The 19,614-nt window shown below is 39.1% G+C and carries 21 protein-coding genes and 2 tRNA genes; 9 read left to right on the top strand and 14 right to left on the bottom strand.

Annotated elements, in window-relative coordinates:
• Window positions 1-41 precede the first annotated feature (41 nt).
• The gene (locus tag ACZ5QH_RS21335) at window positions 42-1,688 is read right to left on the bottom strand and encodes a GMC family oxidoreductase (protein WP_034616844.1); all 1,647 of its coding nucleotides are present in this window, start codon (window positions 1,686-1,688) and stop codon (window positions 42-44) included.
• Window positions 1,689-1,901: 213 nt separating this feature from the next.
• Here ACZ5QH_RS21335 and ACZ5QH_RS21340 point away from each other — a divergent pair, with 213 nt between their 5' ends.
• Window positions 1,902-2,321 carry a GNAT family acetyltransferase gene (locus ACZ5QH_RS21340; protein ID WP_004725355.1) on the top strand — a complete coding sequence of 140 codons (420 nt, stop codon included), beginning with the start codon at window positions 1,902-1,904 and terminating at the stop codon, window positions 2,319-2,321.
• 45 nt (window positions 2,322-2,366) lie between these two features.
• On the opposite strand, the gene ACZ5QH_RS21345 is transcribed toward ACZ5QH_RS21340, so the two are convergent.
• From ACZ5QH_RS21345 to ACZ5QH_RS21365, 5 genes are all read right to left on the bottom strand, one after another.
• Window positions 2,367-3,638: an OmpP1/FadL family transporter gene (locus tag ACZ5QH_RS21345; protein ID WP_303576604.1), complete on the bottom strand. Its 1,272-nt coding sequence runs from the start codon at window positions 3,636-3,638 to the stop codon at window positions 2,367-2,369.
• A gap of 85 nt (window positions 3,639-3,723) precedes the next feature.
• Window positions 3,724-4,485 carry a class I SAM-dependent methyltransferase gene (locus tag ACZ5QH_RS21350; protein ID WP_303576603.1) on the bottom strand — a complete coding sequence of 254 codons (762 nt, stop codon included), beginning with the start codon at window positions 4,483-4,485 and terminating at the stop codon, window positions 3,724-3,726.
• A 201-nt stretch (window positions 4,486-4,686) separates the two neighbouring features.
• Window positions 4,687-4,762 (bottom strand) — tRNA-Phe (locus ACZ5QH_RS21355).
• A 133-nt stretch (window positions 4,763-4,895) separates the two neighbouring features.
• Window positions 4,896-4,971, bottom strand: a tRNA-Phe gene (locus ACZ5QH_RS21360).
• A gap of 349 nt (window positions 4,972-5,320) precedes the next feature.
• Window positions 5,321-5,698, bottom strand: a complete 378-nt coding sequence (locus ACZ5QH_RS21365; RefSeq protein ID WP_004816597.1) for a GNAT family N-acetyltransferase — start codon at window positions 5,696-5,698, stop codon at window positions 5,321-5,323.
• A gap of 102 nt (window positions 5,699-5,800) precedes the next feature.
• On the opposite strand from ACZ5QH_RS21365, the gene hisB reads away from it, so the two are divergent.
• The 3 genes from hisB to ACZ5QH_RS21380 all read left to right on the top strand — a co-directional run bounded on the left by hisB (window position 5,801) and on the right by ACZ5QH_RS21380 (window position 7,728).
• Window positions 5,801-6,394 carry an imidazoleglycerol-phosphate dehydratase HisB gene (gene hisB / locus ACZ5QH_RS21370; protein WP_004725347.1) on the top strand — a complete coding sequence of 198 codons (594 nt, stop codon included), beginning with the start codon at window positions 5,801-5,803 and terminating at the stop codon, window positions 6,392-6,394.
• The gene (gene hisH, locus ACZ5QH_RS21375; RefSeq protein WP_034612605.1) at window positions 6,394-7,011 is read left to right on the top strand and encodes an imidazole glycerol phosphate synthase subunit HisH; all 618 of its coding nucleotides are present in this window, start codon (window positions 6,394-6,396) and stop codon (window positions 7,009-7,011) included. The genes hisB and hisH overlap by 1 nt, the downstream gene beginning before the upstream one ends.
• Window positions 7,012-7,191: 180 nt before the next feature.
• Window positions 7,192-7,728 carry a DUF805 domain-containing protein gene (locus tag ACZ5QH_RS21380; protein ID WP_004725344.1) on the top strand — a complete coding sequence of 179 codons (537 nt, stop codon included), beginning with the start codon at window positions 7,192-7,194 and terminating at the stop codon, window positions 7,726-7,728.
• Window positions 7,729-7,769: 41 nt separating this feature from the next.
• Here the strand turns inward: ACZ5QH_RS21380 and ACZ5QH_RS21385 are convergent, their stop codons facing one another.
• Window positions 7,770-8,171, bottom strand: a complete 402-nt coding sequence (locus ACZ5QH_RS21385) for a transcriptional regulator (RefSeq protein WP_004725342.1) — start codon at window positions 8,169-8,171, stop codon at window positions 7,770-7,772.
• A gap of 124 nt (window positions 8,172-8,295) precedes the next feature.
• Here ACZ5QH_RS21385 and ACZ5QH_RS21390 point away from each other — a divergent pair, with 124 nt between their 5' ends.
• A complete protein-coding gene (locus ACZ5QH_RS21390) occupies window positions 8,296-8,958 on the top strand; it encodes a 3'-5' exonuclease (RefSeq protein WP_303576602.1) in 663 nt (220 codons plus the stop codon).
• A 77-nt stretch (window positions 8,959-9,035) separates the two neighbouring features.
• Entirely contained in the window at window positions 9,036-9,767 is a 732-nt protein-coding gene (gene hisA, locus ACZ5QH_RS21395) for a 1-(5-phosphoribosyl)-5-[(5-phosphoribosylamino)methylideneamino]imidazole-4-carboxamide isomerase (RefSeq protein ID WP_004725338.1), read from the top strand.
• 89 nt (window positions 9,768-9,856) lie between these two features.
• Here the strand turns inward: hisA and ACZ5QH_RS21400 are convergent, their stop codons facing one another.
• On the bottom strand, window positions 9,857-10,150 hold the full coding sequence (locus tag ACZ5QH_RS21400; protein WP_262087238.1) for an antibiotic biosynthesis monooxygenase family protein: 294 nt from the start codon (window positions 10,148-10,150) through the stop codon (window positions 9,857-9,859).
• Between the two features lie 152 nt (window positions 10,151-10,302).
• Here ACZ5QH_RS21400 and ACZ5QH_RS21405 point away from each other — a divergent pair, with 152 nt between their 5' ends.
• Window positions 10,303-11,238 carry a DMT family transporter gene (locus ACZ5QH_RS21405; protein WP_004816588.1) on the top strand — a complete coding sequence of 312 codons (936 nt, stop codon included), beginning with the start codon at window positions 10,303-10,305 and terminating at the stop codon, window positions 11,236-11,238.
• An 83-nt stretch (window positions 11,239-11,321) separates the two neighbouring features.
• Here ACZ5QH_RS21405 and ACZ5QH_RS21410 read toward each other — a convergent pair whose 3' ends face one another.
• Genes ACZ5QH_RS21410 through ACZ5QH_RS21420 form a run of 3 tightly spaced genes read right to left on the bottom strand, consistent with a single transcriptional unit; the run spans window position 11,322 to window position 13,356 of the window.
• Entirely contained in the window at window positions 11,322-11,714 is a 393-nt protein-coding gene (locus ACZ5QH_RS21410; protein WP_096735313.1) for a DUF4870 family protein, read from the bottom strand.
• A 31-nt stretch (window positions 11,715-11,745) separates the two neighbouring features.
• A complete protein-coding gene (locus ACZ5QH_RS21415; RefSeq protein ID WP_303576601.1) occupies window positions 11,746-12,384 on the bottom strand; it encodes a DUF1294 domain-containing protein in 639 nt (212 codons plus the stop codon).
• A 21-nt stretch (window positions 12,385-12,405) separates the two neighbouring features.
• Window positions 12,406-13,356 carry a homoserine kinase gene (locus ACZ5QH_RS21420; RefSeq protein WP_303576600.1) on the bottom strand — a complete coding sequence of 317 codons (951 nt, stop codon included), beginning with the start codon at window positions 13,354-13,356 and terminating at the stop codon, window positions 12,406-12,408.
• 113 nt (window positions 13,357-13,469) lie between these two features.
• On the opposite strand from ACZ5QH_RS21420, the gene hisF reads away from it, so the two are divergent.
• Both hisF and ACZ5QH_RS21430 read left to right on the top strand, forming a co-directional pair.
• A complete protein-coding gene (hisF, locus tag ACZ5QH_RS21425; RefSeq protein ID WP_004725324.1) occupies window positions 13,470-14,228 on the top strand; it encodes an imidazole glycerol phosphate synthase subunit HisF in 759 nt (252 codons plus the stop codon).
• Between the two features lie 572 nt (window positions 14,229-14,800).
• On the top strand, window positions 14,801-15,115 hold the full coding sequence (locus ACZ5QH_RS21430; protein ID WP_227504220.1) for a tetratricopeptide repeat protein: 315 nt from the start codon (window positions 14,801-14,803) through the stop codon (window positions 15,113-15,115).
• A gap of 46 nt (window positions 15,116-15,161) precedes the next feature.
• Here ACZ5QH_RS21430 and ettA read toward each other — a convergent pair whose 3' ends face one another.
• The 3 genes from ettA to ACZ5QH_RS21445 form a co-directional block, all read right to left on the bottom strand.
• Complete coding sequence (gene ettA / locus ACZ5QH_RS21435; RefSeq protein WP_004816581.1) at window positions 15,162-16,823, bottom strand: energy-dependent translational throttle protein EttA; 1,662 nt, start codon at window positions 16,821-16,823, stop codon at window positions 15,162-15,164.
• Window positions 16,824-17,003: 180 nt separating this feature from the next.
• The gene (locus ACZ5QH_RS21440) at window positions 17,004-17,876 is read right to left on the bottom strand and encodes a hypothetical protein (RefSeq protein ID WP_034612623.1); all 873 of its coding nucleotides are present in this window, start codon (window positions 17,874-17,876) and stop codon (window positions 17,004-17,006) included.
• 69 nt (window positions 17,877-17,945) lie between these two features.
• A complete protein-coding gene (locus ACZ5QH_RS21445) occupies window positions 17,946-19,520 on the bottom strand; it encodes an esterase-like activity of phytase family protein (protein ID WP_303576599.1) in 1,575 nt (524 codons plus the stop codon).
• Window positions 19,521-19,614: the final 94 nt, after the last annotated feature.

Raw genomic sequence — 19,614 nt, forward strand, 5'->3', positions numbered from 1 at the left:
GTTTGAATGCCCACCCACTGATTTTTTAAATATCTAAAGACTCAGATTGCAACACGCACTTTATCTTTCTTTTCAATAAACGCCACACCAGCTTGGTCCTGATTAATCATCTCAACCGCTTTCTCTGCAATCATAATTGCAGGGGCATTGGTATTGCCATTCACCACTTTTGGCATGATTGACGCATCGACCACACGCAGGTTTTGAATACCATAAACGCGTAACCGTGGATCAACCACAGCCATATCGTCTACCCCCATTTTACAACTTCCCACAGGGTGATAAACGGTATCTGAGCGATCTCTTAAAACTTGGCGAATGTCCTCATCTGTTTTTACCGTGGCTGTAAATAAATCTTCTTTAATCATGCTTTTAAAAGCATCAGATTGCATTAATTTCTGAGTAAGTTTAAAGCCTTTAACCATTTCTTCTAAATCAGATTCTTCACCATAAAAATTCGGATCAATCAATAAAGGATCATCGATACTTGGCCCACTTATCTTAATCGACCCACGACTGACTGGATTTAAAAGGCAGACATGACAAGAAATACCATGCCCTGTGTGCATGGTTCGTGCATGGTTATCCACCAGTGCAATCACAAAATGTAATTGTAAATTCGGTAGACTTTGCTCATTTGAACTTTTAATAAAGCCGCCACATTCAGCAAAATTCGTAGTCAACAAACCACGGCGTTCTTTACGATAACGTCCAATTTGTTTAAATAAATCAATTGAACCTGGAATAGATAATCCAAAGGTGCCTTGAATTTCACTGACTTTATAACCAAAAATAAAATCAGGATGATCGTGAAAATTTTTACCCACACCAGGCAAGTGTTGTTTTACCTCAATGCCGTGTTGCGCGAGTTCTTGTTGGTCGCCAACACCTGACAGCATCAGAATCTGTGGCGACTGCATCGCTCCCGCACTCAATAACACTTCTCGACGTGCAAAGATTTGTTTCAGCTGACCGCCTTGCTTGTATTCCACCCCAACAGCCACGCCATTTTCAATCAAGATTCGCTGAGTCTGTGCATGGGTTTCCACCGTTAAGTTTTTACGATCTCGATGTGGAAATAAATAAGCCCGCGCAGAACTACAACGCTCCCCATTGATATGGGTCACTTGATAAACGCCTAAACCTTCCTGCTCTTCTCCATTGAAGTCATCCAGAATTCGATAACCCTGCTCTTTGGCAGCTGCGATATATTTTTGCTGTAAGGGATTATCACTGCGTAAATCAATAACTGAAAGTGGTCCAGCATTGCCATGATATTGATTTTTAATTCTTTGGTTATTTTCAGACTTAATAAAATAAGGCAAAACCTCATCATATGACCAACCGGTATTGCCTAAGGCTGCCCAATCATCATAATCTTGTCGATGTCCACGGATATACACCATGGCATTAATTGCCGACGAACCACCTAAGCATTTTCCACGAGGCTGATAACCTTTACGACCATTTAAGCCCTTTTGCGGTACAGTTTCAAAGGCCCAGTTATTGATCTTGGTTGGAATGCTAATCACTGCTGCACAAGGAACTTCTACTTTCCAACCCTCTCCTGAGCCCCCAGCTTCAAGCAGACAAACAGAAACTTGCGGGTTTTCTGATAAACGCCCAGCCAACACACAGCCTGAGCTTCCACCACCGATAATAATATAATCAAATTCCTGTTTATTCACGTGAAGTTCCTTTTTTGTTTTAAATTATGCCTCCATTATTATGCACACTTTCAATCAATAAAAAATCACTATTCTCAGCCTATAACGTTTTTATAAGTTAACAAACTCAGCAAAAAGTATTTACGCATTGTCTAAAAAATAAACTTATCAACTGCGGTTTTTTATATTAATCTGCTGTAAAGATTGTTTTAAAAAACAAGAGATAAAAATTCTATGTTTATTATCAGACAGTTTCAGGAAACCGATTTAGACGAAGTCATCGCACTGTGGGAAGTCTGCGATTTAACCCGTCCTTGGAACAACCCAGAAATTGATATCTTCCGTAAAGTCGCACAAAAAGACGGATTGTTTCTATTGGCGGTCAAAGATGAACAATTGATCGCTACGGTTATGGGGGGCTATGATGGGCATCGGGGCTGGGTCAATTATCTTGCTGTCCATCCTCATGATCAACGTAATGGTGTTGCAACGGCATTGATACAACAACTTGAAAAGCGTTTAGTTGCATTAGGTTGCCCCAAACTGCAACTGTTAATCCGTAAGGATAATATTGATGTACAAAGCTTTTATGAGCAACTCGGCTATGAAGAAATCGAAGTCGTGTGTTTGGGTAAACGTCTTATTTCAGATTAAAAATCTGTCGAATCCATCTGCTTTCATGGCGATTGACAGAAAAACTTAGAATTTATAGCCATACGACAGCCCTAAAATATCCTGACTCATTTTGAGTTTCGCTTCACCCCCACCAAAAGCAGGGGAAATTTTGCCTTTTACTTCATCTTCCAAGGCATGTGTATAGGCAATACTGATTTCTTGATGTTGATCGACATTCCAAGTTGCACCCACGCTGAGGTGGTCTTGAATTACCCCAGGAGCAAGAATATTTAAAAACACTTCACTGTCTGGAATCGGTTGATCATTATGACTATAACCGGCTCTTAGTGTGAGTTTTGGATGGGCTTGATAAGACACACCCAGTTTATAGATATTAATATCATTCCAGCCAAATCCTGGCCCTTGTAATGTACCAAAAGCATGACCTTGTTGTAATTGTGCAAGATCAAAAGGATTTCCTACCGATTTCACATCCGAATAGTTAATTCGTTGTATATCCGCAGCCACTGTTAATTGAGGTGTGATGTTGACAGCTGCACCCACACCATAACTTTCAGGAACATCAAAGTCACCTCGTTCAGCAAATAATCCACGATATCGATCAAAGCGATCTGCATTAATTTTTGAAGAATAATTTGCGCCTAAGGTTAAGCGTTGATCAAAGAATTTTCCAGCCCAACCAATACGTGCACCAATGCCAGTCGCAGAATCCTTACCACGATTGCTTAAATTTGAAGCATCGGCTGAAAATCCGCTAAACCCAGCAATTCCCCGTGCTTCAAAACGTTGGTAGAGAATATTGGTTGCAATGCCGATAGATTGATTTTCTGCATATTTCCAAGCAACTGCTGGAGTAATGAAAACTTGGGTTAAATCCACTCCTGCTGTTCCACTGTTGCCAAATGCTGCAAATGGATTATTTTTATACCCCGTATTCATTCCACCATTCCCATATATTGCTAAACCTAAAGCAACTTGGTCATTGATTTGATGGTTGAATGCAAGCTCTGGGAGTACAAAGTATTTGCGTCCATTGCCATCATATCGACCATTGGCGTTGGGGTAAGCTTGTGGCATTTGATTCGCGGTAATCTCAGCTGAACGATCAGGTGAAAACACGGTTGCACCGACATCAATACGATCACCAATCCAGCTTAAGCCTGCTGGGTTATTGGCAATCGTTAATGCATCTTGAAATTGAGCGATTGAAGTCCCTGCATTGCCTTGGGCTTTTACCCCATAGCCATGCATAAAATAGCCTGTCGTTGCAAAAGCGGTAGAACTGAATGCCGATAGCCATACAGCAATGGATAATATTTTAACTGGAGCTTTCATGATTTATCTTACTTTTAAATAATATATAAGTAAGTATATTGTTAGCTATATCTGTTGTAATCAAAGATAAAATGCGATCCTTATTTTATTTGTGCATAAAGCATTTTTTCTTTGATTTTTTAATTTTACCCACTCTTAAAAAAACTGGGAATGTGATGGTCAAATCTGCAAGCTCGCTGGTTAATGCTTCAGCTAGATCAAGTAATGGATGATCCTGATTTCTTTCGCAATAGTGTTTAATTGCAGACCAAGTAGATAAATACTTTAACAGTTGTGCAGAGGACCACTGATACTGCATCTTAAACTCAGCAACGTTTATTTCATCAAAAGGAAAGGGAATGGTTTTATATTCTTCATCGATATAACGGCGCTCCGCATCCCAATAACCATCTAGTTTTTCAGCATATAAGTTTTGAATCATGGTATTGATGGCTGGATTTTCGACATGAATTAAGCCATAACCGATCACAGCAAGAATACCTTGTGGTTTTAATGTGCGTTCAACTTCTTTATAAAAACCATCAAAATCAAACCAATGAATAGCCTGAGCCACTGAAATCAAATCAAAACTCTGTGCTGTAAATGAAGTCTGTTCAGCAGACTGGACTTGATAGCTGACATTGTCAAAATAAGGCGCAAGGTTTAATTGTTTTTCGCTCATATCCGTTGCAACAACATGATCGAAATAAGGGCTAAGCAATTGAGTAAATTGACCTGAACCCGCACCACAATCCCAAGCAAAACCGCGCTCTGGAACATGATTTAAAATTTCCTGAACCACTTCTTGCGGATAACTCGGTCGAGCTTGCTGATAAAGCTGGCTGCCTGATGAAAATAAATCTTTCATTGTTCTTATAACAATCTATTTCACTTACCAAAGGTTTATCTTACGATATTTATAGTCCATGGCAAGATATTTTGTAAGACAATGGGTTCAATTTACGCATTCAAAATGGCATGCTGTTCTAATGATAAGTATCAATTTTTTAATTGATGATAAAAAGCAGACGATAAAAAACCCCAAACAATGTTTGAGGTTTTTCAAATATGGTGGCGAGACCCAGGATCGAACTGGGGACACACGGATTTTCAATCCGTTGCTCTACCTACTGAGCTATCACGCCGATGCGGTGTATTAAGCCGTATCTCAGTTCAATAGTCAATAAAAATCATGACTTTTTTATTCAACCGAATATTTTTTACCCAAAAAAAAATCCCTGATGGGATCAGGGATTGAAATCTCAAAGATTTTAAATATGGTGGCGAGACCCAGGATCGAACTGGGGACACACGGATTTTCAATCCGTTGCTCTACCTACTGAGCTATCACGCCGATGGGGCGTATTAAACAATTTAATGGTTTAGTCGTCAAGCATTGAAATCACTAAAATCATTCAATAGTTTATTTTTACAACAAAAACCGCCTATTTATTCTAAATAAGGCTGTTTTTTATACATTTTTCAGCTTTGGAACGCAAATTTTGGCATGCTCAATTTGCTGAGCGAAGGTACTCCTCCTTGCTTTAAGTTTTGCAAACTCGATTTAATTTTTTCCCAAAGTGTTTTGCTCGTGACTGCAATATGCTACTGAGATCAGCTTAACTTTATAGTTGTGGAAAAAGAGCCAAATAAAAAAGCAACCTGATCAGGTTGCTTAAATTGGTCAAAGATCCAAGATCACCTTAGATTTTACCTAAGTGAGCTAAACAACGATGGATTGCTCCACAGCCCGGCTCAAAGTTTTTAATGCCCTTTTCTTCCTCGATACGACAAACTTCTTCGACCAAACGCTCTGCAACGCCGCGTCCGCGGTTAGCAGGATGTACCACAATATTTTCCAAAGTCCGACTTTCACCTTGTCCAGTACACCATAACGCACCAATAATCTTTGTATTAAATTCTGCGACATAAAGTAAGGTATAATGAGCCAAGTTTTGCTCAAGTTGTTCTATGGCATCATGACCATCCCCAAACTCGGGACTGGTGTCATATAATCGCTCAAGCTGATCGCGAACTTCTTCATTTTCTAGTGAAGTTTTAGCATGTACGGTAATAGGCATTGATTAACCCTCCTGAGCAATCTAATATGCTGTCACTTTCGTCACAGCGAAATATCTTTACATCAAACTTTTAATTTTTGACGTTTTTTGAGGAACGTGTCTATGGCGCAACGTATCAGTGAAGTGGTAAGAAACACCAACGAAACTAAAATTCGAGTTCGTGTGAATCTTGATGGTACTGGTCAAGGCACGCTCAATACAGGTGTTCCCTTTTTAGACCATATGGTTGATCAAATCAAGCGTCATGGTTTATTTGACATCGATATTCATTGTGATGGCGACTTAGAAATCGATGATCACCATACTGTAGAAGACTGTGGAATCACACTAGGCCAAGCATTTGCGCAAGCACTCGGTGATAAAAAAGGCTTAAAACGTTATGGTCATTTCTATGCACCACTTGATGAAGCTTTAAGCCGTGTCGTGGTTGATTTATCAGGTCGCCCAGGTTTATGGATGGATATCCCATTTACACGCGCCCGTATCGGCAGTTTTGATGTGGATCTATTTTCCGAGTTTTTCCAAGGCTTTGTAAATCACGCTTTAATGACTTTGCACATTGACAATTTAAAAGGCAAAAATAGCCATCACCAAATTGAAAGTGTTTTTAAAGCATTTGCACGTGCGCTTCGCATGGCCTGTGAAGTTGATCCGCGTGCAGAAAATACTGTTGCATCGACGAAAGGAACCTTGTAATGACCCGTATTGCCCTTCTTGACTATGGCATGGGAAATCTTCATTCAGCAGCCAAAGCACTCGAACATGTTGGCGCAACTGTAGATGTCACAAATGATCCAAAATTAATCGCTCAGGCAGATAAAATCGTATTTCCAGGTGTAGGGGCAATGCGTGATTGTATGCAGGGGATGCATGAAGCAGGTATTGATGAGGTTGTGCGCCATGCTGCGTTTAATAAACCGGTACTTGCCATTTGTGTTGGCATGCAAGCTTTGCTTGAATCGTCAGAAGAAAATGCAGGCACTCAAGCACTGGGTATTTTTGAAGGTGTGGTAAAACATTTTCCAGATATGGACGGCTTAAAAGTCCCTCATATGGGCTGGAACCAAGTCCATCAGGCAGATCCAAATCATCCAATGTGGAAAGATATTGATCAAGATAGCCGTTTTTACTTTGTACATAGCTATTATGTCGAACCCAAAGACTCTTCTCTTGTTGCTGCAACATGTGATTATGGTTTGCAGTTCTGTACGGCTATTCATAAAGAAAATTTATTTGCGACACAGTTCCATCCTGAAAAGAGCCATACAGCAGGTTTACAGTTACTGAAAAACTTTGTGGAATGGAAAATCTGATTTATTCAGGTCAATTTCATCCCAATTTATATCTCTAAAAATCAAGTCAATTGAGATTGGCTTGATTTTTTTATTCTATTTTGACTTTATTTTTTATCGTCTGTTTATTATGATTCAACCAAATTGAATAAAAATCCAACAATTGATTTAAAAACCTTAATTCATTCTAGGAACATAACAATGTCTTCTAATTTTCAAACCCATGATTCAGCTTTAAGTGCCAGTGGACGTTTTGGTCGATTATCCTATTTGGGCTGGAATATGCTGTTGGGTCTATCTATGTTTGTACTGGGTATTATCGCTGCACTATTCATCCCAGCTTTAAGTAACTCACCTTCAAATACGCTCATCTTTATACTCGGCGCAGTTGCGATTATTATTTATATCGCAGTGATCTACTTCAGTTTTATTTTTACAATCCGTCGCTTACATGACAAAAACCAAAGTGGCTGGTTATCTCTTCTTATGCTTTTACCTTTGGTGAATTTATTCTTTTTTGTTTATTTAAGCTGTGCAAAAGGAGATGCTGGGACAAATAACTATGGCGCACCTCGAATTACTCGTGGTTGGGAAAAAGTATTGGCTTGGATTTATATTGTGATCTTCCCGATTAGTATTCTAATTCTTGCAGTTACAGCAATCCCAGCATATCAAAGTTACCTTGACCAAGCGCAACAATTTCAGCAATATCAACAACAAATCAATCAATCTGAATAAATCAGCCGAAATAACCACCCTATTTTTATAAGGTGGTTATTTTACTCTTTGGTGACAAAACCACCTTCTAATGGCTCAACACTAATTTTAATATCTGCCTTTAAATTTAAAGCTGCATAACGGTCTTTAATTTCGTTAATCAATTGTTCCATGGTCACATGGCTTAAATCCAATTCAGACTCAGCATATGCTTTGGTCACCAGATCTGCTTTATCTTGCTGTTTAGATTCCATATTCCAGCGTTCAGTCATCCCAACTAAACGCGCCAATTCAATTAAGCTTTGCGCACTCGACGGTGTTGAGTTTTGCAACCATTTGGTCATGGTTCCTTTTGAAGTTTCGAGTACGTTAACAATATCACTGGCTTTTATATTTTTATCCTGAATTAATTGCTTTAAACGCTTGGCGCCTTCTATAAAAAGATCATCATCTTTTTCAACCATACAATTTATTCCTGTGTTTTTGACCCACAAAACTATCATCTTTTATTCAAAGTTTGTTATAACACAATATGGTTAATATTTTTAATGCTTAAACTGGTCGACTAAAATTTGTGAGCTTAAATTTGTGAATATTCAAACTCAGCAACTTCCTAGTAAAGAACAAATTCAGAGCTTTCCCCGTTTTCAAAATTTGCCTTTGAGTAACATTGTTGTGGTCAATAGCTTACAACAATGCCAAGCAATTGAAGCAGAATTAAAAACGGCGCACATTTTTGGTTTCGATACCGAGTCCAAACCTACCTTTAACAAAGGTGAAATACAAACTGGCCCACATCTTATTCAATTGGCGACATTTGAAAAAGCCTATTTATTTCAAGTTTCAGCAGATATTTTGGCTTTTCTAGCGCCCTTTTTTGAAAATTCTGATCAGATTAAAGTCGGTTTTGGCTTAAAAAATGATGCACATTTATTTCGTAAAAAAGGCATGCAACTCAACAGTGTCATCGAACTTTCAAAATGCTTTTCGAGTTTTGGCTTCAATAATCCTTTAGGGATTAAAAATGCCATGGCATTGCTATTTCAAGTCAATTTCCCTAAAAGTAAATCAATTAGCACCTCAAATTGGGCACGTAAAATCCTCACAACGCCACAAATTGAATATGCAGCAGCCGATGCCTATGCTGCACTCTTAATTTTCGAAGCCTTACTGGATTTAGACTTAATACCTGACACGATTGCACATACTCAGCTTAAATTGAGCATTCGCGCCAATAAAAGCCTAAACTGACACTTAGAAATTGATCAAGTTTTTGCTAAGATGAAGATCAATAAATTCTTCATTGAGATTAAGCAAGGAGCGAAAGCATGCTGATCATCCCGGCAATTGACCTGAAAGATGGTAAATGTGTTCGTTTAAAACAAGGTCGTATGGAAGACGATACCGTATTTTCTGATGATCCTGTTGCAACAGCACAGCATTGGGTAAATGAAGGCGCTCGTCGTTTGCATTTGGTTGATTTGAATGGGGCTTTTGCTGGAACACCAATTCATAAACCTGTCGTTGAAGCAATTGCAAAAGCACAGCCTGAACTGCCAATCCAAATTGGCGGTGGTATTCGCTCTTTGGAAACAATCGAACATTATTTAGATGCGGGCGTTTCTTTTGTCATCATCGGGACCAAAGCAGTTCAAAATCCTGAATTTGTTGAAGAAGCCTGTAAGAAGTTTGCAGGACACATTATTGTCGGTATTGATGCGATCAATGGTATGGTTGCAACTGATGGCTGGGCAAATGTCACTGATGTAAAAGCCACTGATCTTGCAAAACGTTTTGCAGATGCCGGTGTATCGAGTATTGTTTATACCGATATCGCACGTGACGGTATGATGCAGGGTGTCAATGTTGAACAGACAGTAAATCTCGCACAATACTCAGGTCTTCCAGTGATCGCCTCAGGCGGTGTAACCAATCTGGATGATGTGCGTAATTTAAAAGGTAAACCGGGTATTTTAGGTGCGATCACAGGTCGTGCAATTTATGAAGGCACACTAAACCTACGTGAAGCACAGCTGTTATTGGATGAACAAGGCTTTTAAGTTCCCAGCCTAGATTGGATTAAAAAAGAGAACCGAGATGTTCTCTTTTTTATGCGTTAAACAAAGTATTTAAATCACTACATCCAGATTTAAACCAATGTATTTTCAAAATGTTGCATTTCAATTTTACTTGCTAAAAAGGGCTTCATTGCCATAAACCACTGTTTAAATTCATCTGTTTTCATAAAAACATCTGTATGGGTTTTAAGATCAATCCAGTGAATTTGTAGTATGTATTTTTGATTGTCTTCTATACCACGAATCAATTTAAATTTTTCACAACCTTGGGCATTCCGGAAGGTGTCTGATAATTCATAAAATTTCTTTTCAAAAGCCATTTGTTGACCATCAACAATATGAAATAAAGCCTGTTCGATCACCATGATTTATTTCTCTTTATCAAAATTTTAATTCAATATGCTAGCACGACTGCATGACAATTGAGTGATTTAAATACCCGATTACTCAGCTTAACATCTGCACAATACTGTGCTTTCGCGTAAAATAGCCCTGCTCTTCTACATTACTTTATTTTATGTCTTCCTCTCCCCTCGCTTTATTTTTAAAGTCCAGAACACCTCAAATTGCACTGATTCTGATGACCATGATTTGGGGTGGTACATTTGTCATTGTACATTATGCCCTAAACTATAGTTCCCCTATGTTTTTTGTCGGTTGTCGTTTTGCTGCAGCGACCATTGCTGTTGGATTACTGTCTTATAAATATCTAAAAGGGATCAATTTAAAAGAACTCATCGCTGGTGCACTGATTGGCGGTATGATTGCCGCAGGGTATGGCTCGCAAACTGTCGGTATGCAAACCATCAGCAGCAGTGAGTCTGCCTTTTTAACAGCATTATATGTCCCCCTTGTACCGATTCTTATCTGGGTGATTTTTCGCAAAAGACCACATATCATGACTTGGCTCGGTGTTTTACTGGCATTTATCGGTTTAATTTTTTTGACAGGAAATGGTTTTCATCACATTGATTTAAATACAGGGCAAATCGTTACATTGGTTGGTTCGTTTGCAATTGCTATGGAGATTATTCTCATCGGGCACTTTGCAGGGAAGGTCAATATTCAGCGTGTAACGGTGATTCAGCTTGCCTTTGCTTCATTGATTTCATTTGCCAGTATGCCTTTTGTCGGTGAGCTGCATATTCCACCCTTTTCATGGCAATTGGTGATGCTTGCAGTTGGACTGGGCTTAACCAGTGCTTTATTACAATTGACGATGAATTGGGCACAACGCTCTGTCGATCCTTCTCAAGCGGCCGTGATTTATGCTGGCGAACCAGTTTGGGCAGCTTTATTTGGAAGAATTGCAGGTGAACGCTTGCCTTTGCTGGCTCTTTTTGGTGGTTTACTTGTGGTATTGGGGGTGATCATCAGTGAATGGAGACCCAAATTTTTATACACACGACAGCTTAAAGAAAATTCAGTTGAGATAGAAAAACAGCGTTCTTAATCAGAACGCTGTTTTCACTAAAATTACGCTTTGATCAAGCTGTATTGCTCGGCAACAAGATCCATCAAGCATTATTAATTCAGTTATATTGGTAAGGCTTGATCATCATTCAGCGCAATAATGCCTCGAATGGCGCGATAGACAATCCATATCCAAGAAATAAATAAAGTGGCAGCACAAAAAATCGTAGCACCCACGGCAACACCGGCAAAGGCATTGACATTATCCATGGTGAAAAATAGAAAAATAAACGGAATAAATGCAACTACCGTCCAGACTAAATACCACCAAAAAGTGCGAATTTGCCATCTAAAATGACTTTCGAAAATCGTACCACGGACTGAATTCAATTTTACATAATTGATAATCAATGCAATGATTGCAAGAATTCCCGCAGAAAAAATTGCAACAATATAAAGGATATATAAAATTAAAGTCAGAGATTTACTATTATTTGGATCAACATAATTATTCATTGTAAGCCCTTTTCAATTTGCTAACGCCCGTTTAAATCTTAAACATATTCAAAGGCGAAATTAACCATAAAATCAATAAAATATTAAAGAATATGGTACACAAATAAATCTTTTTAAAGGGTTGTTTTTGTGTTTTATGTCGTAAGCGTTGCTGTGCTAACCAAGCTGCAGGCCAACCACCTAAAAAAGCTAAAATATGCAGGGTATTTTCAGGAACACGACGCTGATTGCTCTGTGCGGCTTCTTTATCTTGTGCATAAAACCAACAGGTCATCACATTGATAATACTGACAAAAAGAATAAACATACCATTGAGCAAACCGCTTATGCTCAAGATTGCCAAAGCAATAATATAAACAGCGCACAGAATTTGCATCGGCTGTAATTTAGCCTGCTTTGTTGCATGCAACTGCTTGGCTTTAGCCGCTTGCTGGCTTGTCACTTTCGCCATTTGTGTGGCTTTTAAATACGTGACTTGTTTTGCTTTATAACGCCCTTGACCATCTAATTGCACCACATATTCAAGGGCACAGCCCACGATTGGGCGTGGCCCTTTTTGTGCAAAATCTTTGATGTGTAAAAATACGCGATCTTTTACACCATCATTTGGTTGAATAAAGCCATAGCCTTTATCATCGAACCATTCAACTAAACGACCTTGATCACGCATTTTATTTCCCACAAAAAACTATTAAGCAGTCACGAACTTTAATCTTTCAATCAACATATTACGCATTTCTTGCGGATTTTTCTGCAAAATATCATCACCTGTGCGTGCTTCAGCGGCATTCATCTGAGCGATTTGTAAACGCATCATCCAAAAGCGACCTGCGGCCATCGCCAAATATAACTCTAAACAAGCTCTTTCATCTTCAGTCAAAGGACGAATCGAAGTATATGCATTTAAGAAAGCCGTTGCTTTGGCTTCATTCAAGCGAACACTCGGATATTCTGTGCAAAAGTCATTTAAGGTAATCGCAATATCAAAAAGTAATTCATCTTGATTCATTTCATAAAAATCAAGAATGCCTTTTAACTCATCACCTTCAAACAAAGTATTGTCACGGAACAAATCCGAATGAATAAAACCTTTCGGTCGATTTGGATACATCATGGTCAGTGCTTCATATAAACCTAAAAGGTTATTCAGCAAAGCACTATCCGCCACATCCAACGTTGGTTTAATTTGTTGAGCAACGTTATACCAATAGGCATGATCACGCGCCACTTGACGCTGTAATGGGAAGTCTTGTAACGCCACATGCATTTTGGCCTGTGCTACAGCAATTTGCTCAACTTGAGCGATTGTAGAAGGCATGGGATGTTTACCTGACATCCGTGGCGCAATTTGTGCAGGCTTATCTTTTAAGCTATGAATCGACTTACCGCTATGTTTTAACGGAACAGGAACTGCCAAACCTTGTTGCCCCAAGTGTTCTAAGACAGGAATTAACTCCCCTGCTGCTTGTGCATCCATATTTTCAAATAATGTTAATACAAACTGTGTTCCATCAGCACAAATGATAAAATAGTTGGTATTTTGCACACCGCCTTGAATTGGTTTAAGTTCAACCACCTCTAATCCATAAGGTGCTGCAAAGTGCTGAACTTCTTTTAAACTCAAAGTGGTATAAACCGACATAGAAAACCTGCGAAAAAACTTACATAAGTTTGATAGAATAACCGCTTCGACTATCGAGGTGTAGCACCTAAGTCACGAACTTTCATAATCGCCTGTTATTTTTGGAAAAAATTATGCTCGCTAAACGTATTATTCCTTGCCTGGACGTAGATAATGGTCGTGTGGTGAAAGGTGTCCAGTTTCTGGATATCCGTGATGCAGGAGATCCTGTAGAAGTTGCCCGTCGTTATAATGAGCAAGGTGCAGATGAAATCACCTTTTTAGACATTACCGCAACATCAAATGGCCGAGATACCACTTACCGTACGGTTGAACGTATGGCTGAAAGTGTGTTTGTTCCACTTACAGTCGGTGGTGGTGTTCGTAAAGTTGAAGATATTCGTTTGTTATTAAATGCAGGCGCAGATAAAGTCAGCATCAACTCTGCTGCGGTATTTAATCCTGAGTTCGTTCAAGAAGCGTCTCAGCGCTTTGGTGCACAATGTATTGTTGTGGCAATCGATGCGAAAAGAACGGGTGAAAACAAATGGGAAATTTTCACCCATGGCGGCCGTAAACCGACAGGCATAGATGCGATTGAATGGGCGGTCAAAATGGCAGAATTCGGTGCAGGTGAATTGTTGGTTACCTCTATGGATGCAGATGGGACGAAAGCGGGTTATGACATTGGTCTAATGCGTCAAATCAATGATCGTGTCACCATTCCGACCATTGCATCAGGCGGTGTGGGTAATTTACAACATTTAGCAGATGGTATTTTAAAAGGTGGTGCCGATGCTGTATTGGCAGCCTCGATATTCCATTTTGGTCAATACTCTATTCCTGAAGCGAAACAATACCTTGCTGAACAAGGGATTGAAATGCGCCTCTAATTGATTGTGAGCGCACATATATAGAGGAATGTTATTTTGGCATTCTTTTATATATGCAATTGATTTAGTCTGATTCAAATAGCAAAAATTAAAATACCGAGAATTAAAACACCAAGATAAAACTGATAAACAATCCATATGATTTTAAATAGCTCCTCATAGCTCATTTTATACAAAGCACCAAGCCTTAAACTCAATAGGCCTAGTTCATCAATCAAAAAACGATCATTTAGAGTGAATCATATTGGTATTGAAAGTCCCTTCTCCTTTTGGGAGAAGGCTAGGATGAGGGGGGCTTTTTATTGATTTATGGTTTTAAAAAAATTTCAAAGAAGCCTACTGCCATCAAAAATTGAATAAATGATTAATCTCGAATCAGTTTAGCAATACTTTTATATGAAAAAAAATCATGGTTATTGGGATTACTTATTCTGGTTATTTGCTTTAATCTTATAAGGGTAATTTCATAAAAATAAGCGTGAATCATTATGGATTTAATAAAAATAATACGGAAGCTCAACCAAATTGTCAGCCATAAATATCATTATTCCAGCCCCTATCATGCATTTAAAATGTCTGAATCAATGCATACTTACCATCGCGCAACCAGTTATGAACATCTGGCGCTTAACCAGCGTGACCCTCTTGATTTAGATCAGCTGTTAAATGAAAAAATTCAAAAATATCAACGCAACGCGATTTGGTATTTTTTACATTCAGCACTTAAAGGATATAGCACGGCCCAATATAAATTGGGCATGATTTACCTACAAGGCCAACTCGGCCTATCGCCAGATAAAAAGAATGCATACAAATGGTTATTGCTTGCTGCAAATCAAGGTCATCTCGAAGCACAACACCAACTTTATCGGCTTTATTTACAATAAAAAAACCAGCTCGAAAGCTGGTTTTTTTGATCTACAAAATTAGTGATTAACCACCAATTTTTTTGTATTTGGTACGTTTTTGCACAGCAGCATCACCCAAACGCGCTAAACGATATGCTTCATATTCAGCATAGTTACCTTCGTAGAATTCTGGCTGTTCATTTTCAAATGACAAGATATGTGTAGCAATACGGTCAAGGAACCAACGGTCATGCGATACCACCATGACAGTACCAGGGAATACAAGAATTGCATCCTCTAGCGCACGTAAAGTTTCAATATCCAAGTCGTTTGATGGCTCATCCAGTAAGATTACGTTGGCGCCCATCTGAAGGATCTTCGCAAGTTGTAAACGGTTACGTTCACCACCTGACAATTCACCAACACGTTTTTGCTGATCTTGACCTTTAAAGTTAAAGCGACCGATATAGGCACGAGATGCGATCTCGTATTCGCCAATTCTTAAGATATCTAAACCGCCAGAAACTTCTTCCCAAACTGTTTTATTGTTATCTAAAGTGTCACGAATCTGACCAACATAAGCAACTTTTACAGACTCACCCAATACAACTGTACCGGTATCTGGTTGCTGTTCGCCTGTCATCATACGGAATAAAGTGGTTTTACCCGCACCGTTTGGACCAACGATACCAACAATCGCAGTTGGTGGTACTGTGAACGATAAGTTTTCATAGAGTAGACGGCCATCAAACGATTTGCTGATGCCTTCAACTTCTACAACCTTATTCCCTAGGCGTGGACCAGGTGGAATATAGATTTCAGAGGTTTCATTACGTTGTTGGAACTCACGTGAGTTAAGCTCCTCAAAGCGCTCCATACGTGCTTTGTTTTTCTTTTGCTGACCTTTAGCATTTGAACGAACCCATTCCAATTCTTTTTTCAATGCTTTAGCAAAAGATTCTTCTTGTTTATTTTCCTGCTCTAAACGTGCATTCTTTTGTTCCAACCAAGAAGAATAGTTACCTTGGTAAGGAATACCATGTCCACGGTCAAGCTCAAGAATCCACTCTGCAACGTTATCCAAGAAATAACGGTCATGGGTAATCGCAACGATTGTACCAGCAAAGTCTTTTAAGAAACGTTCTAACCAAGATACAGATTCTGCATCCAAATGGTTAGTCGGTTCGTCCAGCAATAACATGTCTGGTTTAGACAATAACAAACGACACAATGCTACACGACGACGTTCACCACCTGAAAGTAAGCTTACGTCAGAATCCCATGCTGGAAGATTCAATGCTGCTGCAGCTTGATCCATTTGGTTGCTAAGATTGTGTGCATCCCAAGCATGAATAATTGCTTCTAATTTCTCTTGCTCTTTTGCAAGTGCATCAAAGTCAGCATCTTCAGCTGCATATTCAGCAAAAACTTCGTCTAAACGTGCCAATGCATCTAATGGTTCACGTAAACCATCTTCAACGTTTCCACGCACATCTTTATTTGGATCTAATGGTGGTTCTTGCTCTAGATAACCGATTTTAATACCTGGTTGCGCACGAGCTTCACCTGAGAAATCTTTATCTACGCCAGCCATAATACGGAGTAGGGTAGATTTACCTGCACCGTTTAAACCAAGTACACCAATTTTTGCACCTGGGAAAAATGATAAAGAGATGTCTTTTAGGATTTCGCGCTTAGGCGGAACCATCTTCGACACACGGTTCATCGTGTAAATATATTGGGCCACGTAGGACTCCTCTATAATGAATAGAAATTCGCAAAATGCGAATAAATAAATACCGTCAATTATACGCTGAATTTATCTATTTTTGTTCAGATTTGTCCAATTGATTGAGATATTTTAAAAGCATCAAGAAAACATTTTTCCACACCAATGCATGTAATCAAATCGCGATCTCACACATGATCACGAACAAAAATCCGGCTGATACTGATATACAAATTGCGTCTTGGTTTGAGTTGAACTTGGCGCATTGTAGTTTGACAATGATTTCAAAGCAGAAAAACTAATAGCAGCACGTTGTACAACCTTATTGGTGTAATTTGCATTTGGGTCTTGGTACTTAAACGAGACTTCAACTACAGCAGGTTTTAATCCCGCATAAGGTGCTTGGGTATACCATAAACTCATATCTACCTCTGCATCAAACTCGCCTAAATCAATGCTGACCCCACGATAACTTCGTTCATAAAGGGTGAGTCCACCTACAGGTGATAACAGCTGATTATCACTGATGGCAAAGGTTTCTTTAAATTTTGGAAAATGCGTATGGATGTCTAAAAACTTATTGATTGTCCGTGTATTTGCCACTGTGGTGGATTTACTGGAACCCACCAAAAATCCTTGTGTTGCTGTTTGCGTGATATCATCTTCAAGCTTGGTTTTGGCTCCCGCAGTCGAGCTACTCAAATCGGAAAAATCAGACAGATAATGATCATAGCTTCTAAATTTAAGCGTCACTTCAGATGCTCCGTTTTCAATCCGTTCTCGAAAGCTATAGCCCATATTATTGAGTAGGCAACTGCTGGGTGAATCATAAAAACGTATTTGGCGTTGCTTGTCTAAGATCATCGTTCCTGAAACTGTACGGTTAATTTGTTGTGCAATAACCGTTTTGGCTTGTTGCATATAGCTATTTACGTTAGCGGACTCATTGGCATAGCTAAATTTGTCTGGCTGTAACAACAATTTATATTCACGCGATGTCACTTGCGGTACAGCCCAAGTAGTTGTAGTGATTAAACTTGTTAGAACGGTGAGAATGGCTATTTTTTTCATTGAGGAACCTATTATTTTTAAATGATGGTTATAGAAAAAGCCGCCTCTTGGGCGGCTGTTGTTATGCAACTATTGACCTTTTAAATTCAATTTATCCATGATGTATAAGGTATTGATATCAATACGTGTACGTGCAGCATCCAGATACTTTGGCTCCATGCCTTTGGCATTATTCCAAAGCCCCATATCGTCATCATTTAAAATCCCAAGTGTCGTACTATTGATCAACCAGAGACCTTCCATTTTATCATGTGGATATTTAACCGCTTTCCCCATATCCAGTACCAATGTTTTAGGTGCAGGAACAATATTAAATGCTTTTAAACCGTCCCAGCCTTTATCCAATTGGTATTCTTCTAAGGTCTTGCCCGCAATGGTTAAACCAAGCTTTTCATCTTGTTTGACATCATTTTGTGTTTGAATATCTTCTAAATTGGTGGCTTTGCTTAAATCAATACGATAGACATTTTTCATCACATTGGGCGTATCTTTATAAAACAGTCCATCTCGTTCTAAAACCAGAAATTGTGTTGCACTGAGGGCAATAATGGCAGAGTTTGAATTTTCAGCTATCTCTTGCTGATATAAATATTGTGCGACTTTGCCTGTTTCAAGATTAATCGTCACAATACGCGTCAACGTTGATTTATTGACATTTTTATTCGGTAAACTCATGGTCGATTGCATAATCCCAACCAAAGTTTTTTGGTCTGGGCTAATGGTTAAGCCCTCCATCCCTCGATTGGCACGGCGATAGCTAAACTCATTCGGCAAAGTCCAATTATTGCGTTTATCCGCCTTAAATGGATTGATACGTCCTATTTCTTTACCATTGGCATCATAATGCACAATATGCGGTCCATATTCATCGCTGACCCAGAACGTACCATCGTTAAGTGCAGTGAGCCCTTCACTATCCAAGCCATAATCATCCAATCGAATTGGATTATTCACCACATCGTAAGGCTTGGTTGGATCTACAGTAATCACTTTCCCATTGACATCATACGGTGTTTCCCCTGTGCCGCCTAAAACAGAAGTGTTGGGTAGTCCCGTGATGTCTTTTCCATCGCGATCTTTTAAATTGATGGTTTTAATTAATTTCACAGTACCATTGTCTTGAACTTCAAATAAACCAATTTTCGGCACATAGTCTGGAATGGTGAAAACCTTACCAGCACCATATAATTTATCAGTAAAGTCTGCATTTGGCCCCCGATCGGTCAATGCATAGAATTGTTTTTTATTGCTTGGATGCGCAGCAACATCAGAACCAAAACCACCCTGACGAATATCAAACGAGCTATCAATGGTCGTACCATTCGCAGGGTAACGTCCCAGTACATTAAATGGCAACGCTACACCTTGTGCAAACAAATTGGGCTTACAACTGTTTTCGGTTTTAGTAATTTCACTGGCTTCAAGTTTGCCATTACCATTGCGATCTAAACCGCTCTGCATACGTGTTCCCCCCATTACACAGGCTTCATCACCAAATGCCAATGTTATATTTTGGGTTAAGGTCTTCTGTGTTGTTGAATCTTGATCATCATCAGAACATGCGGTCAAACCCAGTAAACTACAGAGGACTAAAGTTAAAGTGCTTTTATGGCGGGTCAGTTTATTTATTGCTGCTTTTTTCATTGTGTTTTTAATAACTGAATTTATGGAATTTGTTATGCTAGTTTCAGCAAATGACACCACAATGACAGCTCACAAACTCAGCGATATTCGGTCT

It is taken from the genome of Acinetobacter sp. Ac8 (assembly GCF_055392545.1).